16 protein-coding genes are annotated in these 20,235 nt (G+C 42.7%); 10 read left to right on the top strand and 6 right to left on the bottom strand.

The window, feature by feature from the left end; all coding sequences use genetic code 11:
* Nucleotides 1-4: 4 nt before the first annotated feature.
* Both ATH1_RS22485 and ATH1_RS19565 read right to left on the bottom strand, forming a co-directional pair.
* Complete coding sequence (locus ATH1_RS22485) at nt 5-133, bottom strand: hypothetical protein (RefSeq protein WP_010422937.1); 129 nt, start codon at nt 131-133, stop codon at nt 5-7.
* 76 nt (nt 134-209) lie between these two features.
* Nucleotides 210-500, bottom strand: coding sequence for a helix-turn-helix domain-containing protein (locus ATH1_RS19565; RefSeq protein ID WP_044115340.1), 291 nt, complete (start codon nt 498-500; stop codon nt 210-212).
* Nucleotides 501-743: 243 nt separating this feature from the next.
* Here ATH1_RS19565 and ATH1_RS19560 point away from each other — a divergent pair, with 243 nt between their 5' ends.
* The 6 genes from ATH1_RS19560 to ATH1_RS0114150 all read left to right on the top strand — a co-directional run bounded on the left by ATH1_RS19560 (nt 744) and on the right by ATH1_RS0114150 (nt 7,453).
* Nucleotides 744-890, top strand: coding sequence for an integrase (locus tag ATH1_RS19560; RefSeq protein WP_245531807.1), 147 nt, complete (start codon nt 744-746; stop codon nt 888-890).
* Nucleotides 891-944: 54 nt separating this feature from the next.
* The gene (locus tag ATH1_RS0114175; protein WP_139035435.1) at nt 945-1,184 is read left to right on the top strand and encodes a hypothetical protein; all 240 of its coding nucleotides are present in this window, start codon (nt 945-947) and stop codon (nt 1,182-1,184) included.
* Complete coding sequence (locus ATH1_RS0114170; protein WP_010422930.1) at nt 1,185-1,481, top strand: type II toxin-antitoxin system RelE/ParE family toxin; 297 nt, start codon at nt 1,185-1,187, stop codon at nt 1,479-1,481.
* Nucleotides 1,482-1,721: 240 nt separating this feature from the next.
* Nucleotides 1,722-2,108, top strand: a complete 387-nt coding sequence (locus ATH1_RS0114165; RefSeq protein WP_010422928.1) for a hypothetical protein — start codon at nt 1,722-1,724, stop codon at nt 2,106-2,108.
* 440 nt (nt 2,109-2,548) lie between these two features.
* Nucleotides 2,549-4,669: a M3 family metallopeptidase gene (locus ATH1_RS0114155; protein WP_010422924.1), complete on the top strand. Its 2,121-nt coding sequence runs from the start codon at nt 2,549-2,551 to the stop codon at nt 4,667-4,669.
* A 396-nt stretch (nt 4,670-5,065) separates the two neighbouring features.
* Nucleotides 5,066-7,453, top strand: coding sequence for a type IA DNA topoisomerase (locus tag ATH1_RS0114150; RefSeq protein ID WP_010422921.1), 2,388 nt, complete (start codon nt 5,066-5,068; stop codon nt 7,451-7,453).
* A gap of 468 nt (nt 7,454-7,921) precedes the next feature.
* Here ATH1_RS0114150 and ATH1_RS0114140 read toward each other — a convergent pair whose 3' ends face one another.
* The gene (locus tag ATH1_RS0114140; protein WP_010422918.1) at nt 7,922-8,854 is read right to left on the bottom strand and encodes a metallophosphoesterase; all 933 of its coding nucleotides are present in this window, start codon (nt 8,852-8,854) and stop codon (nt 7,922-7,924) included.
* 558 nt (nt 8,855-9,412) lie between these two features.
* Between ATH1_RS0114140 and ATH1_RS0114135 the strand changes: the two genes are divergently transcribed.
* The 3 genes from ATH1_RS0114135 to folD all read left to right on the top strand — a co-directional run bounded on the left by ATH1_RS0114135 (nt 9,413) and on the right by folD (nt 13,192).
* Nucleotides 9,413-10,390, top strand: a complete 978-nt coding sequence (locus ATH1_RS0114135) for a Gfo/Idh/MocA family protein (RefSeq protein WP_010422916.1) — start codon at nt 9,413-9,415, stop codon at nt 10,388-10,390.
* 522 nt (nt 10,391-10,912) lie between these two features.
* Entirely contained in the window at nt 10,913-12,244 is a 1,332-nt protein-coding gene (gene ffh, locus ATH1_RS0114130; protein WP_010422912.1) for a signal recognition particle protein, read from the top strand.
* Nucleotides 12,245-12,310: 66 nt separating this feature from the next.
* Nucleotides 12,311-13,192 (top strand): bifunctional methylenetetrahydrofolate dehydrogenase/methenyltetrahydrofolate cyclohydrolase FolD, encoded by an 882-nt coding sequence (gene folD / locus ATH1_RS0114125; RefSeq protein WP_010422909.1) that lies wholly within the window; start codon nt 12,311-12,313, stop codon nt 13,190-13,192.
* A gap of 121 nt (nt 13,193-13,313) precedes the next feature.
* Here the strand turns inward: folD and ATH1_RS0114120 are convergent, their stop codons facing one another.
* From ATH1_RS0114120 to ATH1_RS0114110, 3 genes are all read right to left on the bottom strand, one after another.
* Complete coding sequence (locus tag ATH1_RS0114120) at nt 13,314-16,220, bottom strand: ligand-binding sensor domain-containing protein (protein ID WP_010422906.1); 2,907 nt, start codon at nt 16,218-16,220, stop codon at nt 13,314-13,316.
* A 184-nt stretch (nt 16,221-16,404) separates the two neighbouring features.
* Nucleotides 16,405-18,381: an OmpA family protein gene (locus ATH1_RS0114115; protein WP_010422904.1), complete on the bottom strand. Its 1,977-nt coding sequence runs from the start codon at nt 18,379-18,381 to the stop codon at nt 16,405-16,407.
* 3 nt (nt 18,382-18,384) lie between these two features.
* Nucleotides 18,385-19,140, bottom strand: coding sequence for a lysophospholipid acyltransferase family protein (locus ATH1_RS0114110; RefSeq protein WP_010422901.1), 756 nt, complete (start codon nt 19,138-19,140; stop codon nt 18,385-18,387).
* A 701-nt stretch (nt 19,141-19,841) separates the two neighbouring features.
* Here ATH1_RS0114110 and rplS point away from each other — a divergent pair.
* Complete coding sequence (rplS, locus tag ATH1_RS0114105; RefSeq protein ID WP_010422899.1) at nt 19,842-20,189, top strand: 50S ribosomal protein L19; 348 nt, start codon at nt 19,842-19,844, stop codon at nt 20,187-20,189.
* The last annotated feature ends 46 nt before the right edge of the window (nt 20,190-20,235 follow it).

The raw sequence follows: 20,235 nt of genomic DNA, 5'->3' as shown, positions 1-20,235 counted from the left end.
CATTTTAAAGGATCGACTGAATCTTCCCTTTAACAATAAAAGCATCAATAACCGAGAAAACATGTTTCTGGTCTTCTTTCAAGAAACGGCTGATATTCAAAATCCGGTTTAGGCCTGTTTTGTCGATTTCCATATCGGTTTTGCCTGCCAGGTAATTCAGAGATACTTCCCGTTAGCGCGAATTTGTAATTCGTGCCATTCTATATTTTCTACTTTCCAAAAGCCAATTTAGTTCTCACGTTTTGCAATAATCCGTCAAGAGCGTATAATATGTGCTTCTTATCTTCATCCGGAAGGCTCTGAATCTCTACTACCCGTTTAATAATGGAATTATCCAGTTCGACGTTTGTTTTCCCGGTAAGATAGTCCAGAGAAACGCCCAAAGCATCCGCAATTTTGGTTGCAATGTCGATGGAAGGCTTTATCTCATCACGCTCATACCTGCCAATGGTAACGCTAATTGTACCTACCATTTTGGCAAGTTCTTCTTGCGAGTGGATATTCCGGTGATATTGACCCCCTGCTCAGTAATGGTTCAAAGAATGGGAGTAGAATAAAAACCTGAGGCTATTATTAACTACGGAAAGGGGTCAACATGCTCCGGATTTTTCCCTGTTTTTGACTTGATGGGGATCAGCATCCGCCGGAATGACATGCTTTTTTACTTTAAAAATGGCGGATTTTTTTGCCGGATTAGGGAATCAGCTTACTCCGGATTAGCCATGGCACAAATACGGGCTTCTGTGATTACAAACTGGCTGAAACATTACAACCTTCGGGAAGTGCAATACATGGCGGGGCATAAATATGTAAGCTCCACGGAAAGGTACAGGACGGATAATTTAGAGAATTTGCAGAAGGAATTGGAAAAATATCATCCTCTGAAATGAAACAGAAAGTAATTATTAATCGTTAAATTTGTAGAAGATAAAAATATGGAGATTATGGATTTGCAAACAGTTAAAATAAACGTGATTCAAAAGATAATGAATGTGTCAGAAGCATCATTGCTGGATAAAATCAGCAGTATCCTTGATGAAGAAATGATAGTTGGATACACCGCTGATGGAAAACCACTAACAAAACAGCAATATAATGAACGTTTAGTTGTTGCTGAAAAACAAATAGAAGCAGGAAATTATATCACCCAAGAAGACCTTGAAAAAGAAATAGAAAACTGGTAAATGAGCAGTTATACAATTATCTGGACGTCCCAGGCAAAGCAAGATTTAAAGGATATTTATGAATACTGGAAAAAGAAATCAGTCCAGGGGGCAAAAAATGTAAGGTCAGATATCCTGAAAAGCCCTAAAACCATATATTACGCGAAACAATATCAGGTTGACGATATAAACTCAAAATATCGAAGAATAGTGGTTAGGACTTATTACAAAGTACTATACAAAGCAACTAAGAATACCATCTACATCATGGGGGTAGTTGGCACGCAACAATCACCGGATGAATTAAAGAGTAGGTAACCAGTAAACCCCACGCACCGCCAAAAACTTCTATCCTTTTGAATTGATATTTAATTGAAATATAAGTTTTTGTCGTTACTCCGCACAAGCCGGTCAAGCGATGTTCCTCTTCAACGGTCAGCAAGTTTAGCGCCAGCTCGTCCGGCACTTGTTTTTAAACGTGTAACCTCTTTAAGGCAAAAACAAGCACCGTCCGCCCTTCGGGTTGTTCGCAGGCTCACAAGGCTGTCACAAAAGGATGTGAAAAACAATAAAGGGGAATGGGAAGAAAAGCGATTATACTTTTATCCTAAAATATCGCCAATCGGCCAGTTAGACCTTAATGAAGACTATATCTCATTAATAATAAAAGTTGTAGGCTTTGAAACCACCTTTTACGATTTATGGAATTTCAACAAAGACGGGAAAGCGCTTTCGGTTATTTGTTTGTTCTGGGGATTAAGAGATGATGGATCAAAAAGTGAAGAAGTGACTTATACAATAGTCGATTCTAAAATAACAGAAGAGGGGCTTATCAAGTGGCATGAAAATGCAGATGGTTTAGAAACGTTCAGGACTTACAAGTTAAACGAAGACGGCTATTTTGAGATAATAAAAGAAGAACGAGAAGGGGAATACGAGTTTTAATTGCTCATTACCCCGAACCTTTCCAATATTTTAGTTTATACTTTTCGTCTTTTAGACTATATTTTAACGACCTATTATTCAGGCATTTAGCTATTCAATTTACCATACCCGGGTTGCCGTCCGGAGATAGATTTAACGAGTAGTGTTCACCTGCAATTTCCAGCTCCTTATCATTATCTAACTCCAAAAAAAATTCTAATTTAGCTGGCTGATGCATTTGATTATATTGCTCAAAATAATTTTTACGTCATCGTGTTTTTGCATTTTAATAAAATGAGTGTGGCATAAAAAGCATTTTTTTTGTCAAAATCAAGGCGTTTTAAATTGTGTACCGGAGTTAACTTGTTGTTAATGAGTAGTCAAAAATTTAAAACAACAATGAGTTTGTCAACAAAGATGCTTTTTAGACCAGGCGCATAAAATTTCTAATAAATAAAAAAATGAACCATAATTTTATCACAACTATTGCTTTGGCTGCTATTATGTCGGCCTGTGGCAATGGAAAGAGCACTCATCAGGAAGATGAGGCTCTGACAAACAATCCGTTAATGAAAGAGAGTAAGTTACCTTATGGAGCACCCGATTTCGGGGCTATTGAAGACCATCATTTTAAACCGGCGCTTGAAGCAGGGATAGAAGAAAAACTGAATGAAATTGAAGCCATTGCCAATAGCACTGAGGCGCCCACTTTTGAGAATACCTTTGTGGCGTTGGAGAAAAGCGGGCAAACGCTGAATCGTGTTTACGGGGTCTTCAGTATGCTGACCGGTGCCAATACCAACCCGGAGCTGCAGGCGGTAGAAGAAGAGATGGCTCCTAAAATGGCCGGACTGAATAATGCCATTTACTTAAATGATAAACTTTTCGAGCGTGTAAAAACAATTTATAACCAGTTGGATGAACTGAATCTGGATGCCGAATCCCGCCGGTTGGTTGAATACTACTATGAAAAGTTTGAATTGGCCGGTGCCGGTTTATCTCCGGAGTCAAAGGAGAAAATGCGTAAACTGAACGAGGAGGAAGCTTTGTTAAGTGCTCAGTATGCCAACCGATTACTGGCTGCGGCAAAAAAAGCGGCACTGAAGGTGGAAGACAAGGCCAGGCTGCAGGGTTTGTCAGATGCTGAACTGGAATCTTTGAAGCAGGAAGTGGATGGCAAGACAGTTTATGTATTGCCGCTGCAAAACACCACCCAGCAACCAATACTTGCTTCACTCGAAAACAGGGAAACACGCAGGCAGATTTTCGAAAATTCACTGATGCGTGCTCAGCATGGTGATGAGAACGATACCCGCGACATTATCAAGCGCATTGCCATGATTCGTGCTGAGCAGGCTCAATTGCTCGGTTTCAAAAACTATGCTGAGTGGAACCTGAAAGACCAGATGGCTAAAACACCAGGGGCCGCCAATCAGTTTATGGCTGATCTGGTGCCGGCCACAGTAGCCAAAGCTAAAAAGGAGGCTGAAGATATTCAGCAGATGATCTACCGGCAGGGAGAAAACTTTAAGCTGCAACCTTACGACTGGAATTACTATGCCGAAATGGTTCGTAAAGCCAGGTACGACCTCGACGAAAATGAAATCAAACCCTATTTTGAATTGAATCGCGTGTTGGAAGACGGTGTCTTTTACGCGGCCTCCAAACTATATGGAATCACATTTAAAGAACGTCACGACATCCCGGTTTACGACGACGATATGCGCGTTTTTGAACTTTTCAATGAGGATGGTAGTGCCATTGGCCTGTTTTATACCGATTATTTTAAACGTGATAATAAGTCGGGTGGTGCCTGGATGAGTGAGATTGTTGGTCAGTCGAAATTACTGAATCATAAACCGGTGATTTACAATGTCTGCAACTTTTCCAGGCCGGCTGAAGGTCAGCCTGCACTGATCAGCTATGACGATGTAACAACTATGTTTCATGAATTTGGTCATGCCTTGCACGGTTTTTTGTCCGATCAGACTTATCCCAGTCTTGCCGGAACCAATGTAGCCCGCGATTTTGTGGAGTTGCCCTCGCAAATCAATGAGCACTGGGCATTGTACCCGGAGGTGTTTAATAATTATGCAAAACACTACAAAACCGGCGAGCCTATGCCTCAGACTTTGGTCGATAAAGTAGTTAACGCATCCAAATTTAATCAGGGATATGCTTTAGCAGAGGTTTTGGCCGCTGCCGGATTGGACATGCAATGGCACACCATTACACCCGATCAGAAAATAGAGGATGTGGATGCTTTTGAAAAACAGGCTTTGAAAAACATCAATCTTGATCTGGAACAGATTCCGCCCAGATACCGTTCCAGCTATTTCCTTCACCTTTGGGGCCACGGTTATGCAGCCAGCTATTATGCTTACTTGTGGGCCGAAATGCTCGACAATGATGCCTTCGCCTGGTTTCAGGAAAATGGCGGCCTCACGCGCGAGAATGGTCAGCGCTTCCGGGATTTGATTCTGTCGAAAGGTAATTCTGAAGATTTGAATGAAATGTTTGTGAAATTTCGCGGCAGTGAACCGGACATCACACCTATGTTGAAACATAGGGGGTTGTTGTAGATAGTGATTTAATTGAGAGACAGAAAATACAACAGATCGTTAGATTATTAGATTATTAGATTATTAGATGTAAGATGTAAGATGATTCTTACAACCTTTATATAATATATTTCACCAAATAACCTCTTTAAACACAAACAATTGATTTGGAGTGTATTGAAAAAGTTTAACGGAGTATTGTAAATTTGTAGTGGATGAGTGCAGTATAAAAAGCATATTGAGGTCAAAATCAAGGCGTTTTAAATTTTCGTACCGGAGTTAACCTTGTTGTTAATGAGGATGCAAAAATTTAAAACAACAACGAGTTTGGCAACAAAGATGCTTTTTAGACCGTACTCAGTGGATAAAAAGTGAAACGAATATGGCAAAGGTTGCCACAACAATCATCCGCTTTATATGAAGGTCTGTATTGCCGAAAAACCCAGTGTAGCCAGAGAAATTGCACGTGTATTGGGCGCGAACAATCAGCGCGACGGATACTACGAGGGCAATAATTATCGTGTTACATGGACGTTCGGTCATTTGTGCACGCTCAAAGAACCGCACGATTATACGCCAGACTGGAAACGATGGCGAATGAACACCCTCCCCATGGTGCCTGCTAAATTCGGGATTAAACTTCTGAGCAATCAGGGAGTAATTAAGCAGTTTCGAATCATCAGCAAACTGGTAGGAGAGGCCGAGGAGGTCATCAATTGCGGTGATGCCGGTCAGGAAGGTGAAGTGATTCAGCGCTGGGTGTTGCAAAAGGCCGGGTGTCAGTGCCCGGTGAAACGTTTGTGGGTGTCATCACTCACTGAAGATGCCTTGAAGAAAGGGTTTGCAAAACTTTATGATGCCAAAGAATTTGATCGCCTGTATGCTGCCGGCAGTATGCGTGCCATTGGCGACTGGCTTTTGGGCATCAATGCCACGCGATTGTATACGCTTAAATACGGCCAGCACGGGCAGGTTTTGTCAATTGGTCGGGTACAGACGCCGACTCTTGCCCTGATTGTCGAACGGCAGAAAGAGATCGATCATTTTGTTCCGCAACCATTCTGGGAACTGAAAACGACTTACAAGGATGTGGTTTTTTCGGCCACCAGTGGTCGGTTCTTCAAAAAAGAAGAAGCGCTTGAAGCGTTGGAAATCATTAAGGATAAACCCTTCGAGATAACCAGCTTCAGCCGCAAGAAGGGAAAGGAAGCATCACCGCGCCTGTTCGATCTTACAGCCCTGCAGGTTGAATGCAACAGACGTTTTGGCTTTTCGGCCGACGAGACCCTGAAGCTGATCCAATCGCTTTACGAAAAAAAGGCTACCACTTATCCGCGCGTCGATACCACTTTTTTGAGCAACGATATTTATCCCGGGATTCCAGCCATCCTCAAAGGTCTCAAACCTTATGAATCGCTTACGGCACCGGTACTTGAGAAGAAAATAAGGAAGTCGAAAAAAGTTTTCGACGATAAAAAAGTAACCGATCACCATGCCATTATTCCCACCGGACAAATTCCTTCCAACTTAAGTCGCAACGAAAAACTGGTTTTCGATACGGTTGCCCGTCGTTTTATTGCGGTATTCTGGCCCGATAGCACCATTTCCACAACCACTGTTGAAGGGAAAGTGGATACCGTGAAATTCAAAACATCCGGCAAACAGATTGTTGATCCGGGTTGGCGTGAAGTTTACAAGAAGGATTCTGCCGGGAAAAAACCCGGTGATGACAATGTTTTGCCCGATTTCGAAAAAGGGGAAAGCGGGCCCCACAAGCCCGACCTTCAGGAAAAAGAAACCCAGCCCCCCAAACCATATACCGAAGCTACCTTGTTGCGGGCTATGGAAACTGCCGGAAAGCAGGTCGATGATGATGAATTACGCGACCTGATGAAAGAGAACGGGATTGGTCGTCCCTCAACCCGCGCAGCCATCATAGAAACACTTTTCAAAAGACGGTATATCACCAGGAACAGAAAGAGTCTGGTTCCAACCATTACCGGGATTCAACTTATCGAAAGTGTCAGAAACGACCTTCTTAAGTCGGTGGAACTTACCGGTATGTGGGAGAAGAAACTCCGTGACATTGAACACGGTAACTATGATGTGCAGACTTTCATGAACGAAATGAAAGAGATGGTGAATGATGTGGTAAGGATTGTAAAAAACGACCATACGATTCAGAAAATTGAAGTAACCGGGGAACAGAAGAAAGAAGCTGCTGCCAGAGAAAAAAGTCAGAACAGACAGGTATCAGGGAATGGTTCAGGTTCAGACTCAATTCCCTGCCCGAGGTGCGGCGAAGGTACAATGCTCAAGGGAAAACAAAACTGGGGATGCTCACGATTTAAAGATGGATGTAAAACCCTGATCCCTTTTGAATTCTTGAATAAAAAACTGACCGATAAGCAGGTCGAAACGCTTCTCAAAAAAGGTAAAACACCTGTTATTAAAGGGTTTGAGTTGAACGGTGAAAAGGTGGATGGTAAACTTTCGCTTGACGAAAATTACGAACTGCGTCTTGAAAAAGACGAAACGCCCGTATGGAAATGTCCGAAATGCGGTCACGGCATCATTGTTAAAGGCAAAAATGCCTGGGGTTGTAACCGTTACAACGAAGGGTGCCGCGTTATTATTCCTTTTGTCTTTATGGAGAAAAAACTTACCGAAAAACAGGCCGGCGATCTGGTCCTTAATGGAAAAACCAGCATCCTGAAAGGTTTTAAAGACGACAACGGCACAGAAAAAAAGGGGCGTCTTTTTTGGGATGATCAGTTTCGCGTTGTCCTGGAGGAAGAGTCATAAAGACAATAAAATCAATTTTCCCGCTTTCTTTTCAGAGCCGACAAACAGATCACGCATGCACCTTTTCGCCGGGTATCGGGCAGCCCCGGCTCGTGGTTTGTAACGGCGGCTGCCATCTTAACTGTGTCAGGTGCGCAAATAATTTGTATTGCTAAGACAGGCAGCCGAAATATTGAAGCTCTCATTTGCCCTTTGTGTCTGAACACTTCAGCTTTATCCTGCTATTGTCACTACTAACCATACTGCCTGCTGACTATTGCCTACAGAATAAAAATTGCAATCCTCATTCCTCACCCTCACCCTAAAGCTTAGCCTCAACCTTACCCTCAGCCTCAACCTTATCGGATGAGATTCTTCGTCGTACATTCTCAGAATGGCATTCAGTTGCCTGTCATTCTGAACGAAGTGAAGAATCTAACCTCAACCTTAGCCTTAACCTCAGTCTCAGTCTCAGCCTCAGCCCATTCCCTACTCAACAACCCTTTTCCTCTGAAATACAAAATTGGTCGGCTTCAGTTGTTTTTCCCCATTCCAGCGATAAGCCGCCAGCTGTCCGCCATTAGCCAGACAATTATCCACGCAACATACATTGTTGGAAGCGATCATGTTCGGTGCATCGACACAGTAATGACCGACAAAAACAATAGGAGCTTTGGGCGGATAAACATCAAACGGTTCGATTAATTCCGGAGGTATTGTGTAGTCGGGAAGAATAAACTTGTTGCCGTAGCCCGTCTGCCTGAAAGTTTTACCGAATGGGGCTTCCCACCATTTTATCCTGAAATTGGTGCGGCGTATATTTTTTTGGTCTTTGATTATCAAATCGTTCGGAAGATTTATCTCTATGCCCCGTGTAGTTTGACGTATGGCCTTTCCAAGCTCCGATTGTGAAGAAAAAACTTCATAAAGTGTTTTTTTGGTTAGTTTGCCGTTTTTACGATTTTTTTCAATCAGTTCGAGATGAGACTGATTCCAGTATGCATGAACAATGCGGATGGCGCCCAAACTGACAGAAAAGGGAAGTGTGCGCAGCCATTTGATATCGGCTTTCAAGCGATCTTTCTCATAAATGTACTCGGCTTTTATGTTGTCCATTATTTTTTTGTTCGAGCCGGTGGCTTGCTTAAAGGGTTTTCCTTCCTTGTTTTTTGTGAAGTGACCGATGACATTCATTTCGTGATTGCCCAAAATGGCCATTCCTGTTCCGTTTTCCAGCATTCGCCTGACAAGATTGATGGTATGGCGGGTTTCCGGGCCACGACAGGTGAAATCGCCTACAAAAACAGCTTTCCTGTTCTCATGTAACCACACACCGTTGATTTCTTCATAACCCATTTGTTTTAAAAGCATTTCAAGCTCTTGTGCATGGCCGTGAACATCTCCGATAATATCATATCCCATGATAATGGTTGTATTTAGATGAATGCGGTGAAAGATTTCTTTATTTTTAGACCCGGCTCTTTTAAAATTGGAGCCAAAGATAAAAAGTTCTGATGTTTCGGTAATAATTCTATTAATTCAAATTTATTGAAACCATAATTTCTGATCTTAGTGGCCCGGCGCAAGATTCAGGAGCTTCTTCATTTTGTTTGAATGGAACAAATCGCTGGATACAACCAAATCTTCATTATTTTTGAGTGCGCTATAAAAAACATATTTTTGTCAAAATGCAGGCGTTTTAAATTTTTGTACAGGAGTTAACTTGTTGTTAATGAGAACTTATCAGCACAAAATTTGTCAATTATTGGCCTGATGGAACTCACGATGAATCGTAAGATCGGCGTCAGCCAATTTTGTTCATGCCTTTTTGAAAATTTGGCCCTTCAAAATTAATGTTCGTTTCAAAAATTTAAAACAACAATGAGTTTGGCAACAAAGGTGCTTTTTAGACCGGCCTCATTTTTGTTTTGAACAAATAGCAGACTTTATTCCTTTTGATTTGGAACGCAAATCCATGATATGAAAAAAACAATTAACTGGGGAATTATAGGTTGCGGTAATGTTACCGAACATAAGAGTGGACCGGCCTTTAATAAAGTGGAAGGCTCAAATCTGATAGCTGTCATGCGGCGAAATGCTGATTTGGCGCGCGATTATGCACGCCGCCACAAAGTTCCGAAGTGGTATGATGATGCCGATGATTTAATCAATGATAAGGAAGTAAATGCTGTATATGTGGCCACTCCGCCATCGAGCCATGCTTTGTATGCCATCAAAGCCATGAAAGCGGGAAAACCGGTTTATGTTGAAAACCCCATGGCAGCCACTTTTCAGCAGTGTGTGGAGATGAATGCCGTAAGTAAAGAGACCGGTGTGCCCCTTTATGTGGCCTATTACCGGCGTACGCTTCCCGGATTCAGGAAAGTGAAGACACTCATTGAGGATGGCTCTATTGGAAAACCCCTGGTGGTAAACATCATGCTCATCCGACCACCCCTGCCGGCCGAAACAGACAGAAAAAATCCATCCTGGCGGGTTCAGCCCGACATTGCCGGAGGGGGAATATTTTATGACCTGGCCTCACATCAGCTTGATTTTCTTGATTTTTTATTTGGTCCGGTTAAAAAGGTCTCCGGCAGTTCAGCAAATTTCGGAGGATATTATGAGGCCGAAGATACTGTGGTGGCACAAATGGAATTTGAAAATGGTGTATTGGGAAGTGGGACATGGAGTTTTGTCAGCGATGATTCTTCTACCCGCGATGTTATGGAAATAATTGGAACAAAAGGCCGTATCGAGTTTACCACTTTCGGACATGAGCCTGTTTTACTGTTTAAAGAGCACGATTTTCTCGAATTTCCTTACATCAATCCCGAAAATATCCAGTACAACCTGATTAGTAATGTTGTAGATGCTATCAGGGGTGAAGCTGAATGTGTCAGCACCGGTGAAACAGCAGCACGAACGAATTTTGTAATGGAAAAGATTGTTTATTAGCAATAAATAATACTCCGTTAAACTTTTGCAATACGCTGCAAACCAATTGTTTGCATCTAAAAATGTTTGAGTGGTAAGATATAATAAATGAGTGCAGTATAAAAAGCCTTCAAACTGCTGATTTTTACCATTTTTACCCCTGACCCCTAAAGGGGAACTGCTAAAAATCAGCAGTTTGAAATAGTCTCCTTTAGGGGATTTAGTGGTCAAAAGGCTTTTTAGACTGCACTCATAAATCAAGATTGTACGAATCATCTTAATATCTTATATCTAAATATCTAACATTCTATTGTTTAGAATAGTCCGTTAAAAAAAGCCTAAGTGCCGACGCAATAACGCAAAGCTTTAATGAGAGAGGTTGCAGTTTGTTTCTCCGATTTTATAAGCAGTTGGTTATTAGTTGTTTGACAGCAAGTTAGAGAAGCATTGTTATCAGGAACGATGTCTTGAATCTCTCATTCCTGATTTCTTCATTTCCGGGATATTTTCTATTTTTGCAGCAAAATAAAAACCTGAAGAAGGATGTTTGAGAATCTATCGGAAAGACTGGAACGATCGTTTAAGATACTTAAAGGTCAGGGTACGATCACAGAAATCAATGTGGCCGAGACCCTTAAAGATATTCGTCGTGCCTTACTGGATGCCGACGTCAATTTTAAGACGGCCAAAAATTTCACCGAAACGGTTAAAGAAAAGGCTCTGGGGCAAAACGTGCTGACAGCTGTAAAGCCTCAACAGATGATGGTGAAGATTGTCCATGATGAGTTAGCTGAACTAATGGGAAGCTCTTCCACCGATATCAACCTGAAAGGCAATCCCGCCGTGATTCTGGTGGCAGGACTTCAGGGGTCGGGGAAAACGACTTTTTCCGGGAAACTGGCTTATCTGATCAAGAACAAGCGTGGTAAGCACCCTATGCTTATTGCCGGTGATGTTTACCGGCCGGCAGCTATCAATCAGCTTCAGGTGCTTGGCGGGCAAATCAGCGTTCCTGTTTACACCGAAGAGGGCAATACCGATCCTGTAAAAATTGCAAAAGCAGGCATTAAAGAAGCTAAGGCCAAAGGGCATGATGTTGTAATTATCGATACCGCCGGTCGTCTGGCCATTGATGAGCAGATGATGGACGAAATAGCTGCCATTAAGGATGCAGTAAAACCTCATGAGACCTTGTTTGTGGTGGATGCCATGACCGGTCAGGATGCGGTGAACACAGCTAAAGAATTTAACGACCGCCTTGATTTTGACGGTGTTGTTCTTACCAAACTCGACGGTGATACCCGTGGTGGAGCAGCCATCTCTATACGCAGCGTTGTCGATAAACCCATTAAGTTTGTGGGAATGGGTGAAAAGATGGATGCACTTGATGTATTCCATCCTTCACGTATGGCCGACCGTATCCTGGGTATGGGTGATATTGTTTCATTGGTTGAGAAAGCTCAGGAACAATATGATGCTGAAGAGGCTAAAAAGCTCCAGAAAAAGATTGCCAAAAACCAGTTTAATTTTGACGATTTTATCGGACAGATACGTCAGATTAAAAAAATGGGTAACCTGAAAGACCTGGCAGGAATGATTCCCGGCATGGGTAAGATGTTAAAGAACGTGGATATCGATGATGATGCCTTTAAGGGTGTCGAAGCAATTATTTCTTCGATGACGCCGGAAGAACGGCAACAACCGTCTATCATAAACGGCAGCCGGCGTAAGCGGATTGCTGCCGGCAGCGGAACTTCAATACAGGAAGTTAACCGGTTGATGAAGCAGTTTGAAGACACACGAAAAGCCATGCGGATGATGACCCAAGGCAAGAACCTATCTAAGATGATGAGTAACCTGCCGATGGGAAAATAAAATATTGGAAAGGGAGAAGGACGCAACACAGCGACTTCTCCCTTTTTTGTTTCAAATTCAGAAGTTATGCAATTACTCGACGGAAAAGCAACAGCGCGAAGCATCAAACAGGAAATCGCTGAAGAAGTAAAGAAAATGAAAGCCGACGGTGCACGTGAACCTCATTTGGTCGCCGTACTGGTTGGTCACGATGGGGGAAGCGAAAGTTACGTGGCCTACAAAATAAAAGATTGTGAAGAAGTCGGGTTCAAGTCGTCGCTGATACGTTATGAAGACGATGTCACTGAAGATGAATTGCTCAAGTGCGTTCATGATCTTAACAAAGATGATAATGTGGATGGCTTTATTGTGCAGTTGCCACTTCCTGAGCATATTTCCGAAGAGAAGATCACGCTTGCCATTGACCCAAAGAAGGATGTTGACGGGTTTCATCCGCAAAATGTAGGACAGATGACTATGGGCCTGCCGGCTTTTGTTTCGGCAACCCCACAGGGCATAATGGAGCTTATTAAGCGTTACCATATCGAAACATCCGGTAAACATGCTGTGGTTTTGGGACGCAGCAACATTGTAGGACGGCCGATGAGTATACTGCTCTCTTTGAAAGGAGATCCCGGTAATGCCACGGTAACTGTTTGTCACAGCCGTACCCAAAATTTGAAAGAAATTTGCAGACAGGCCGACATTCTGATTGCCGCCCTGGGGCATCCGGGTTTTGTTACGGCTGATATGGTTAAAGAAGGCGCTGTTGTTATTGATGTAGGAACTACCCGCGTGCCATCCGATAAAACAAAATCGGGCTTTAAGCTGACCGGTGATGTGGTGTTTGATGAAGTTGCTCCCAAATGTAGCTATATTACTCCGGTTCCGGGTGGGGTAGGGCCAATGACCCGCGCATCATTGCTCATCAATACGCTTAAAGCAGCACGAGCGTCGAATTCCAAATAGCCAAACCGGCGTAGCGGATTCTATGGAAAGCAAAGCGGCAAAGCTGAGCGACGATCCGCCGAACAGGAGCAGCATATTCTTCCTTCGGAAAGTAGCGGAACTGATCCGCCGGTCCGCCGAATTAAATTTTCATAATATAATCCACCAAATTATCTCCCTGTTCCAGATCGAGCTTTTTTCGCAATTTGTAACGATTGTTTTCTACGGCCCGGGCGGTAATATTCATCAGTGAAGCAATTTCTTTCGATGTCATATTCATGCGCAAATAGGCAGTTAGTCGCATTTCTCTGGCTGTCAGATTTGGATGTTTTTCCGTCAGCCGTTTCAGAAAATCTTCATGTACTTGCTCAAGGTGGGTTTCAAATATTTCCCAGTGTTCTTCATTGTCTATGTCGTGATCAATTTGACGTACCACCGAGGCAATTTTCTTTTCAATAACATCTTTGTCGCCTGCTTTCCTGGCTTTCTGAAGCTCCTCTTTGATTTTTATCAGGAACTCATTTTTGTGGATGATGTGCATGGTAGAATTGGCCAGCTCTTTTTCTTTGTGCTTCATATCGTCGCGGAGCTTTTCATTCCGCAGCCTTATCATTTCTTTTTCATTTTCCAGAGCTTCACGTTTTAATTGTTCTTCACGTTCGCGATATTTCTGTTGCTGATGCAGCTTTTCCCGCTGACGACTTTTCTCAACAATTCTGTTAGTGATCCACATGATAGTGAATAACAGCATAACAGCAAGCACAATATATGCTGTTTTGGCCCATGCAGTGCGGTACCAGGGCGGCAGTACCACGAATTTAAAAGAGGCGGGCCTGGTCTGGACGCCGTGAACATTTCGGGCCTTGACTTTAAATGTATATTCACCTTCGGGTAATCGGGTGAACTGGCGATTTTGTATGTTCGACCATGCCGACCAGTCAGCTTCAAAGCCCTCCAGAATTGTCGAATATTCAAGCTCACCCCCGCCAAACCAGGTAGCTGAAAAAGTTATGTCGAAGGCATTTTCTTTGAATTTAAAAGTCGGGACATACTTCTGACTGTGAGAGTCACTACTCGAGAAAAAGAGCTGATCGGGCTTTTTCTGACTTCTGAAACCGCGAATATGTGCCTGGAAAGGTTGGTAATAGTTGACATCATTGGTTGCCGAATATTGTCCAAATCCGTCCTCAATACCAAAAAAGGCCGTCTCTTCGTCCAGAACAAAAACCGATTCAAAGCCTTCCACAAGTTTATTTTTAAGAGGAATGAGCGGATTATCGATTTTTTTATACGTTCCGTCTTCCTGTAGTCGAAGAACTCCAACACCATTGTTTACAAAGAACCAGATGTTATGATACCTGTCCTGACGTAACTGAACCGGAAAAGTTCCGCTTTCCCGGAAGTAGGCTTCCAACTCACTTCTGACAAAAGAATTTTCGTCCGATAAAGAGTAAATTCCATCAGGGGAAGTAAAAACAATCTGGTCGTCTATACGGGATAAGGAAAATCCCTGGAAATTGCTTATTCCGTTAAAGTCATCATTGGTTTCCACTTTTGTGACCCGTGAATAATCCTCGTTGAAACTGAGTCTGAAGAGTCCTTTGAGTCCGTGTGCTACCCAGAGAGTTCCATCTGATCCCCATTCTATAAATCGGGAAGATTCCCAAAATCCTTCTATGCTCCTGTAATAGTCCCAGCTGTTTTGTTTATTTCTTTTCAGAAGCACAAGACCGGTATAAGTTCCTACTATCAACATGTCTTTGTTCCCGGGAAGATACCTGAATGTCCAGGCTCCGTTGAGTGATGGAGGAGAGATGGGCTCTGCCTTTTCGTTCTTAATATGAAAGATGCCCAGGTTGTGCCCTATTAATAATTTGTCGGTCACTTCGTCGACGAAGAGGCTCCAGACCTGGCCGTTCGAGGCTTCAACCATGTGAAAATCGGTGCGGTCTTTCATGGGGTTGCGGAATTTTTCACTGGTAATGGTGTAAAGCGCCTGGTTGGTACCGAGATAAAAATTTTTTCCTTTTTTCTCCATGCAATATCCCGTTCCGATATCGAAGTATCCCTGAATGAAACTGACCGCTGAATTATAGTTGATGCGTGCAATCCCGTTGTCGAGCGCTGTCCAGATGTTTTTTTGCCTGTCTGTAAAGATGTCAAGAACGGTATTATTGTTCAGACCTTTATCTTTGGTGGCGATCATCCTGATATTTCCGCCGGAATCGACAATGACAACTCCCGATTGAATGGTTCCAAAGGCAAAGTCTTCACCGGCTTTGGTTCCGCAAAAAATGTTGGCCTCCTTTAAGAAGTTACTTGCCGGAACATTCCATTTTTGGATGCCATTCATGTCCCACAGATATAATCCGTTGTCCATGGTACCTATCACAATCCGGTTATTGGAAAGGGCTAATATGCTGCTTACGGTCTTTTCGACAAACGTTTCTCCTCCGGGGATTTTAAAAAGCGTGTTGTTTCTTAATTCCATCAACCCTTCACTGTCATCATGTGCCAGGATCATTCCATTCACCATGAAGGCCTCTGAAATGCGTGATATTGCCGGAATGACATCCACCGATTTTTCCGGTGTATAGATACACAATCCATTGTGCGACTGAAAAATCAGCTGGTCATCTTTTTTGAAAATATTCCAGAAATCTCCCATGTCTGGTACATTAAACCGGTCGGTAAGAGATTGGTAGTGAAAGTTTCCGGTTGAATCTTTTTCGTAAGCTCCAAATTCGTCGGTAGCTCCGATATACACTTTTTCGTCATCAACAAAAACCGAACGTGGCAGGTTGTTAGTAAGGTTGGGATGCCCCGGGAACATTCGCCAATGGGTACCATCGTACTCTAAAATGCCATCATTGTTGGCAAAATATAGCAATCCGTTAGAAGCCTGAGCGATGTTCCAGTTTTGGGTGGCACCGTGGTATTCTCTTCGGTTAAAATACTGAATGTCGAAAATTCCGTATTCAACCGGATTGGCTGGTGCATGAAACAGATTCAACAGGAAAAAAAAGAAAAACAGCAGTTTTTTTCTCATCCGTATAAAATTAGTCTAAGTCATTGGTCTGATGGAACTCGCATGTAAGAGTTTTATACATGTTCTTTTGTGACAAGCCTTGTCATGCTCGTTTCATTCTTTTGGCTTTTTGGCCATTTTCTTAAAGCTTGATGGTACTCGTTAATTTTTCATATAAGTCTTTTCGTTGCTGATTTTTGACAACTTAAAGTATCCTTATCTCGGTTCTTCGGTTTTTTGCTCTGCCTGCCTCCGTTTCGTTGGTGTCGAGCGGACGGCTGAATCCATATCCTCTGTATTCGAGTCGTTTTTCGCTGATGCCTTGACCGATGAGGTAATCGTATACCGAACGGGCCCTGTTTCTCGATAGTTCAATGTTATATTCTTCCGTTCCTGTATTGTCGGTATGGCCTTCAATCATGATACGAACTTCCGGGTTGTTTTTAAGAAAAGCAACTACTTCGTTCAGTTCTATCTTTGATTGTGGCTTCAAAGCATAAGAATCGGTTTCGAAGAAAACATTTTCGAGTCTGACCGATGCTCCCTTCTTTATGGGTTGCAGACCAATGTCGAGATGATAGGGCTTATCTGCCGGATGTTCTCCTTTCAGGTTGAAATTACCGGAATAGAACAAATAGCCGGGATGCCCGGCTTTGAATGCATATTCTCCACCGGTGGGGAGGCAGACAAGAAATTGTCCTGAAAATCTGTTACCCTTTGAGGTAACAATGATTTCTTCGTTTTCCAGGTTGATCAGTTCAAAATCGGCCGGTAGCATTTCCCCGGTTTCTGCATCGAATACTGTTCCTTTTACATAAAGAACAGGATTTGGTCGAAAATTTTCCGGCAGTTCGAAACTGTAGATGTCTTTTCCTTTGGTGGCGGCATTTTTTCCGTCTGTGGCAAAGTAGGCACGATTGCCTTTAGCCGTAACGATCAGTCCTGTTTCATCTTTTTGGGAATTGAGCGGGTAACCCATATTTTTGGGCTCTGACCACTGAGCGCTGTCTGTCTTTTGGCTGATGAAAACATCCATTCCCCCGAGTCCTTGATGCCCGTTGGATGAAAAATAGAGGGTTTCGCCGTCATGATGAAGAAAAGGAGAGTTTTCATCCTGAGGTGTATTAACCGGTTTTCCCAGGTTTTTCAGGTTTCCGAAATAAGGTGTGCCGTCTTCTTTTGTTCCCGTCACCGTTGCTTTCCATATATCTTTCCCTCCAACTCCGTCGGGCCTTGAGCTTATGAAATAGAGCGTTCTGCCATCGGCTGAAAAATGGGGCTGACTTTCCCAGAAAGGCGAATTAACCGGGGCACCAACATTAACCGGGGCGCTCCATCCGTTTTCTGTTTTTTGAGAGAAGTAGATGTCACAGCTTCCTTTGGCGTCGGAGCGCCCACAGCCTGTGAAGAACATCCAGTTGCCATCGGCCGATAAGGTTTGGGCGCCTTCATTGCTGCCGGTATTGATTTTTCCATTTAAAAGAGTCCGGGGTTGCCATTTTTCACTACTATCTGTATGAGAAACATAGAAATCTTCCTGGAAGAACATGGATGATTTTGGTAAATCGCCACCCTTTTCATGAAACAATTTCATATCGCGGGGGACAAGCACCGTGATTACCATAGTTTGTTCATCGGCAGTGAGACTGGGCCAGTATTCATCAAAATCACTATTAACATTGGGCCCTTCATTTTTCAGGTCTATGTTGTAGGGAGCATTCATTGTATTTTTCACAAAAGTAACATGACGAATCATGTTATCGGCTCTTTTCTGTGCATTTTCATTGTCGGTCATCCTTTTATACCGAACCAGGTAATCCAATGACTGATTGTAATTACCGGCGTTAAAGGCAGCGGTTGCAATGTTCAGATAGGTTGGCGGAAAAAAAGTGGAATCTATACGGAGTGCCGCTTCCAGGATTTCAATTTCTTTTTCCCATTTTCCCTGCGAATGAAATAAATCTCCCAAAAGAAGCAGTGGTTCTATGAATTCGGGTTCGCGTTTCAGGGCTTTTTCCAACAGTACTTTAGCTTCATCGTAATTCCCGGCAGCATATTCATCACGCCCCTGTTCATAAATTTTTATAGCACGTTTGTTACTGATGCTGTATCTTTCCTGGGCATTGGCATCTTCGGCCATTACCAGCGCCACCATGACAAAAAGGAAAAGGATTCTCTTCATATTTCAATTTCTTGCAAATTCCGGTTTATTACCATGCTCTATTGCTTCGCGGGTCGTCTTCATTAATGCCTCGGGATTATCTGTGAAGTCGCCGGTTTTAATGGGTGGATGAATGACAAGCGCTGCACGGCCCGGAATAATATTCATAAAACCATGTCTTTTGATACGCCACGAGTTAACAATGGTTACAGGCAAGACAGGGAGTTCCAAATCGAGGGCCAGTTTGAAGGCTCCCCGCTTAAACGGTCTTATTGTGGATGACTTGCTCCGTGTCCCTTCGGGAAAGATCACTACCGACGTACCTTTTGTCAGCTTCTGGCGCGCCTCTTCAAGAGATTTGACAGAAGCACGGGCAGAGGAACGGTCTATAAATATATGTCCGACTTTTTCACTGGCATATCCGATAAAAGGAAGTTTACGCAATTCTTTTTTCATAATCCATTTAAAGTTTATGCCCAGGTAACCATATAGCATGAAAATATCAAATCCGGTTTGATGATTCGCCACAACTACATAGGATTGACCGGGCATGACATTTTCCCGTCCGTGTACTTTGACAATGACGGGTGTGATCCAACAGGTGATTTTCGCCCAGGCTTTTCCCCAGAAATCGCCTGCCCTTGGTGATATTAAAATGGAAAAAAGAGCCGCAAGAGTGGCGCAGAAAATCGAGTTGATCAGCATGAGTGGAATATAAACCGGCCATTTATATAACTGATATGGCCAGTACCACCAGGGAACGGTTGTTTTTTCAGACATTGTATCTTTATTAGTGCCCGTCTATATAGTCGGGAATGTTTTTACTTATTAATGTGTCTGTTCTAATAGATTAATTCTTCCTGAAGAAGACTTGTATAATGCCGACTAAAACTACAAAAATAACATAAATCACAGTACAGATAAAAAAACGTTAAGGAAAACAAAACGGATGAGATGAGTCGGCTAAATATTATTTTAATACCTTATCTCTAATTTTGTTGTATTTTTGGCAAAATATTTATAGACCGGCTGCGCCATTTGTTGTTTGGATCACCGAATTTGCACGAATTAACACGAATTTAGTCGCATCTTTGATGCGATCAGTCATTTCGCATCATAATTGATTTTTTTAAAGTGTTCTCGAACTCCTTCCAGTCGTGTCATTGACGACAAAAAATAATTGCGTAGCAATTAGCTAATCCGACAAATTATGTTTGCCCCTTTGCGTGCTCATCATTTGCGGCTTTTGCGTGGAAAATTTTACCAGCACCTCAAAATAACATTGGGCCAACGAGTCCCGGTTAGTCGGGACGAGTTCCATCAGGCCAATATAGACTAATTATATACTGATGAAAAATGCCTGAAAAAATTCCATAATTAAAACTAAAACATTACTTTTGCAGCCGATTCGTGCAATCTCTTACTGAACATAGGGGTCATGTAATATTGCACGCTAAGTTAAATCTTCAAAAGCACATACAATGGATTTGATGAAAGTTGCTGAAGAGTCCTTTAAGACCGGGGTTGAAATACCCGAATTCGGCGCAGGAGACACAATCTCGGTTCACTACAAAATCAGAGAGGGAAACAAAGAACGTGTTCAGGTTTTCCGTGGAACAGTGATCCAGATTAAGGGCAGCGGGAATAATAAACGTTTTACCGTTCGGAAAATTTCCAACAACGTGGGGATTGAACGGATTTTCCCGATGAACTCCCCGTTTATTGACAAAATTGAAGTTAACCGCAAAGGTAAAGTTCGTCGTAAGAGAATTTACTATCTGCGTCAACTTACCGGGAAAAAGGCCCGCATCAAGGAAAAAAGAGTTTAATTTCTTCATAGTCCCGACTTTTTCGGGAAAGAGGAAATATCTGAAT

It is taken from the genome of Anaerophaga thermohalophila DSM 12881, assembly GCF_000191885.1.
GTDB classification, from domain to species: Bacteria; Bacteroidota; Bacteroidia; order Bacteroidales; family Marinilabiliaceae; genus Anaerophaga; species Anaerophaga thermohalophila.
The sequence above is the reverse complement of the archived record's forward strand: the minus strand, read 5'-3'. Positions and strand labels throughout refer to the sequence as shown.

Bases quoted from the DNA above. Each gene is read 5' to 3' on its own strand.
- ATH1_RS0114155 (WP_010422924.1), top strand. From the start codon at position 2,549: ATGAACCATAATTTTATCACAACTATTGCTTTGGCTGCTATTATGTCG.
- ATH1_RS0114115 (WP_010422904.1), bottom strand. From the start codon at position 18,381: ATGAAGAGAATCCTTTTCCTTTTTGTCATGGTGGCGCTGGTAATGGCC.
- ATH1_RS0114140 (WP_010422918.1), bottom strand. From the start codon at position 8,854: ATGGGATATGATATTATCGGAGATGTTCACGGCCATGCACAAGAGCTT.
- ATH1_RS0114120 (WP_010422906.1), bottom strand. From the start codon at position 16,220: ATGAGAAAAAAACTGCTGTTTTTCTTTTTTTTCCTGTTGAATCTGTTT.
- ffh (WP_010422912.1), top strand. From the start codon at position 10,913: ATGTTTGAGAATCTATCGGAAAGACTGGAACGATCGTTTAAGATACTT.
- ATH1_RS22485 (WP_010422937.1), bottom strand. From the start codon at position 133: ATGGAAATCGACAAAACAGGCCTAAACCGGATTTTGAATATCAGCCGT.
- rplS (WP_010422899.1), top strand. From the start codon at position 19,842: ATGGATTTGATGAAAGTTGCTGAAGAGTCCTTTAAGACCGGGGTTGAA.
- ATH1_RS0114110 (WP_010422901.1), bottom strand. From the start codon at position 19,140: ATGTCTGAAAAAACAACCGTTCCCTGGTGGTACTGGCCATATCAGTTA.
- ATH1_RS0114175 (WP_139035435.1), top strand. From the start codon at position 945: ATGGATTTGCAAACAGTTAAAATAAACGTGATTCAAAAGATAATGAAT.
- ATH1_RS0114170 (WP_010422930.1), top strand. From the start codon at position 1,185: ATGAGCAGTTATACAATTATCTGGACGTCCCAGGCAAAGCAAGATTTA.
- ATH1_RS0114135 (WP_010422916.1), top strand. From the start codon at position 9,413: ATGAAAAAAACAATTAACTGGGGAATTATAGGTTGCGGTAATGTTACC.
- ATH1_RS0114150 (WP_010422921.1), top strand. From the start codon at position 5,066: ATGAAGGTCTGTATTGCCGAAAAACCCAGTGTAGCCAGAGAAATTGCA.
- folD (WP_010422909.1), top strand. From the start codon at position 12,311: ATGCAATTACTCGACGGAAAAGCAACAGCGCGAAGCATCAAACAGGAA.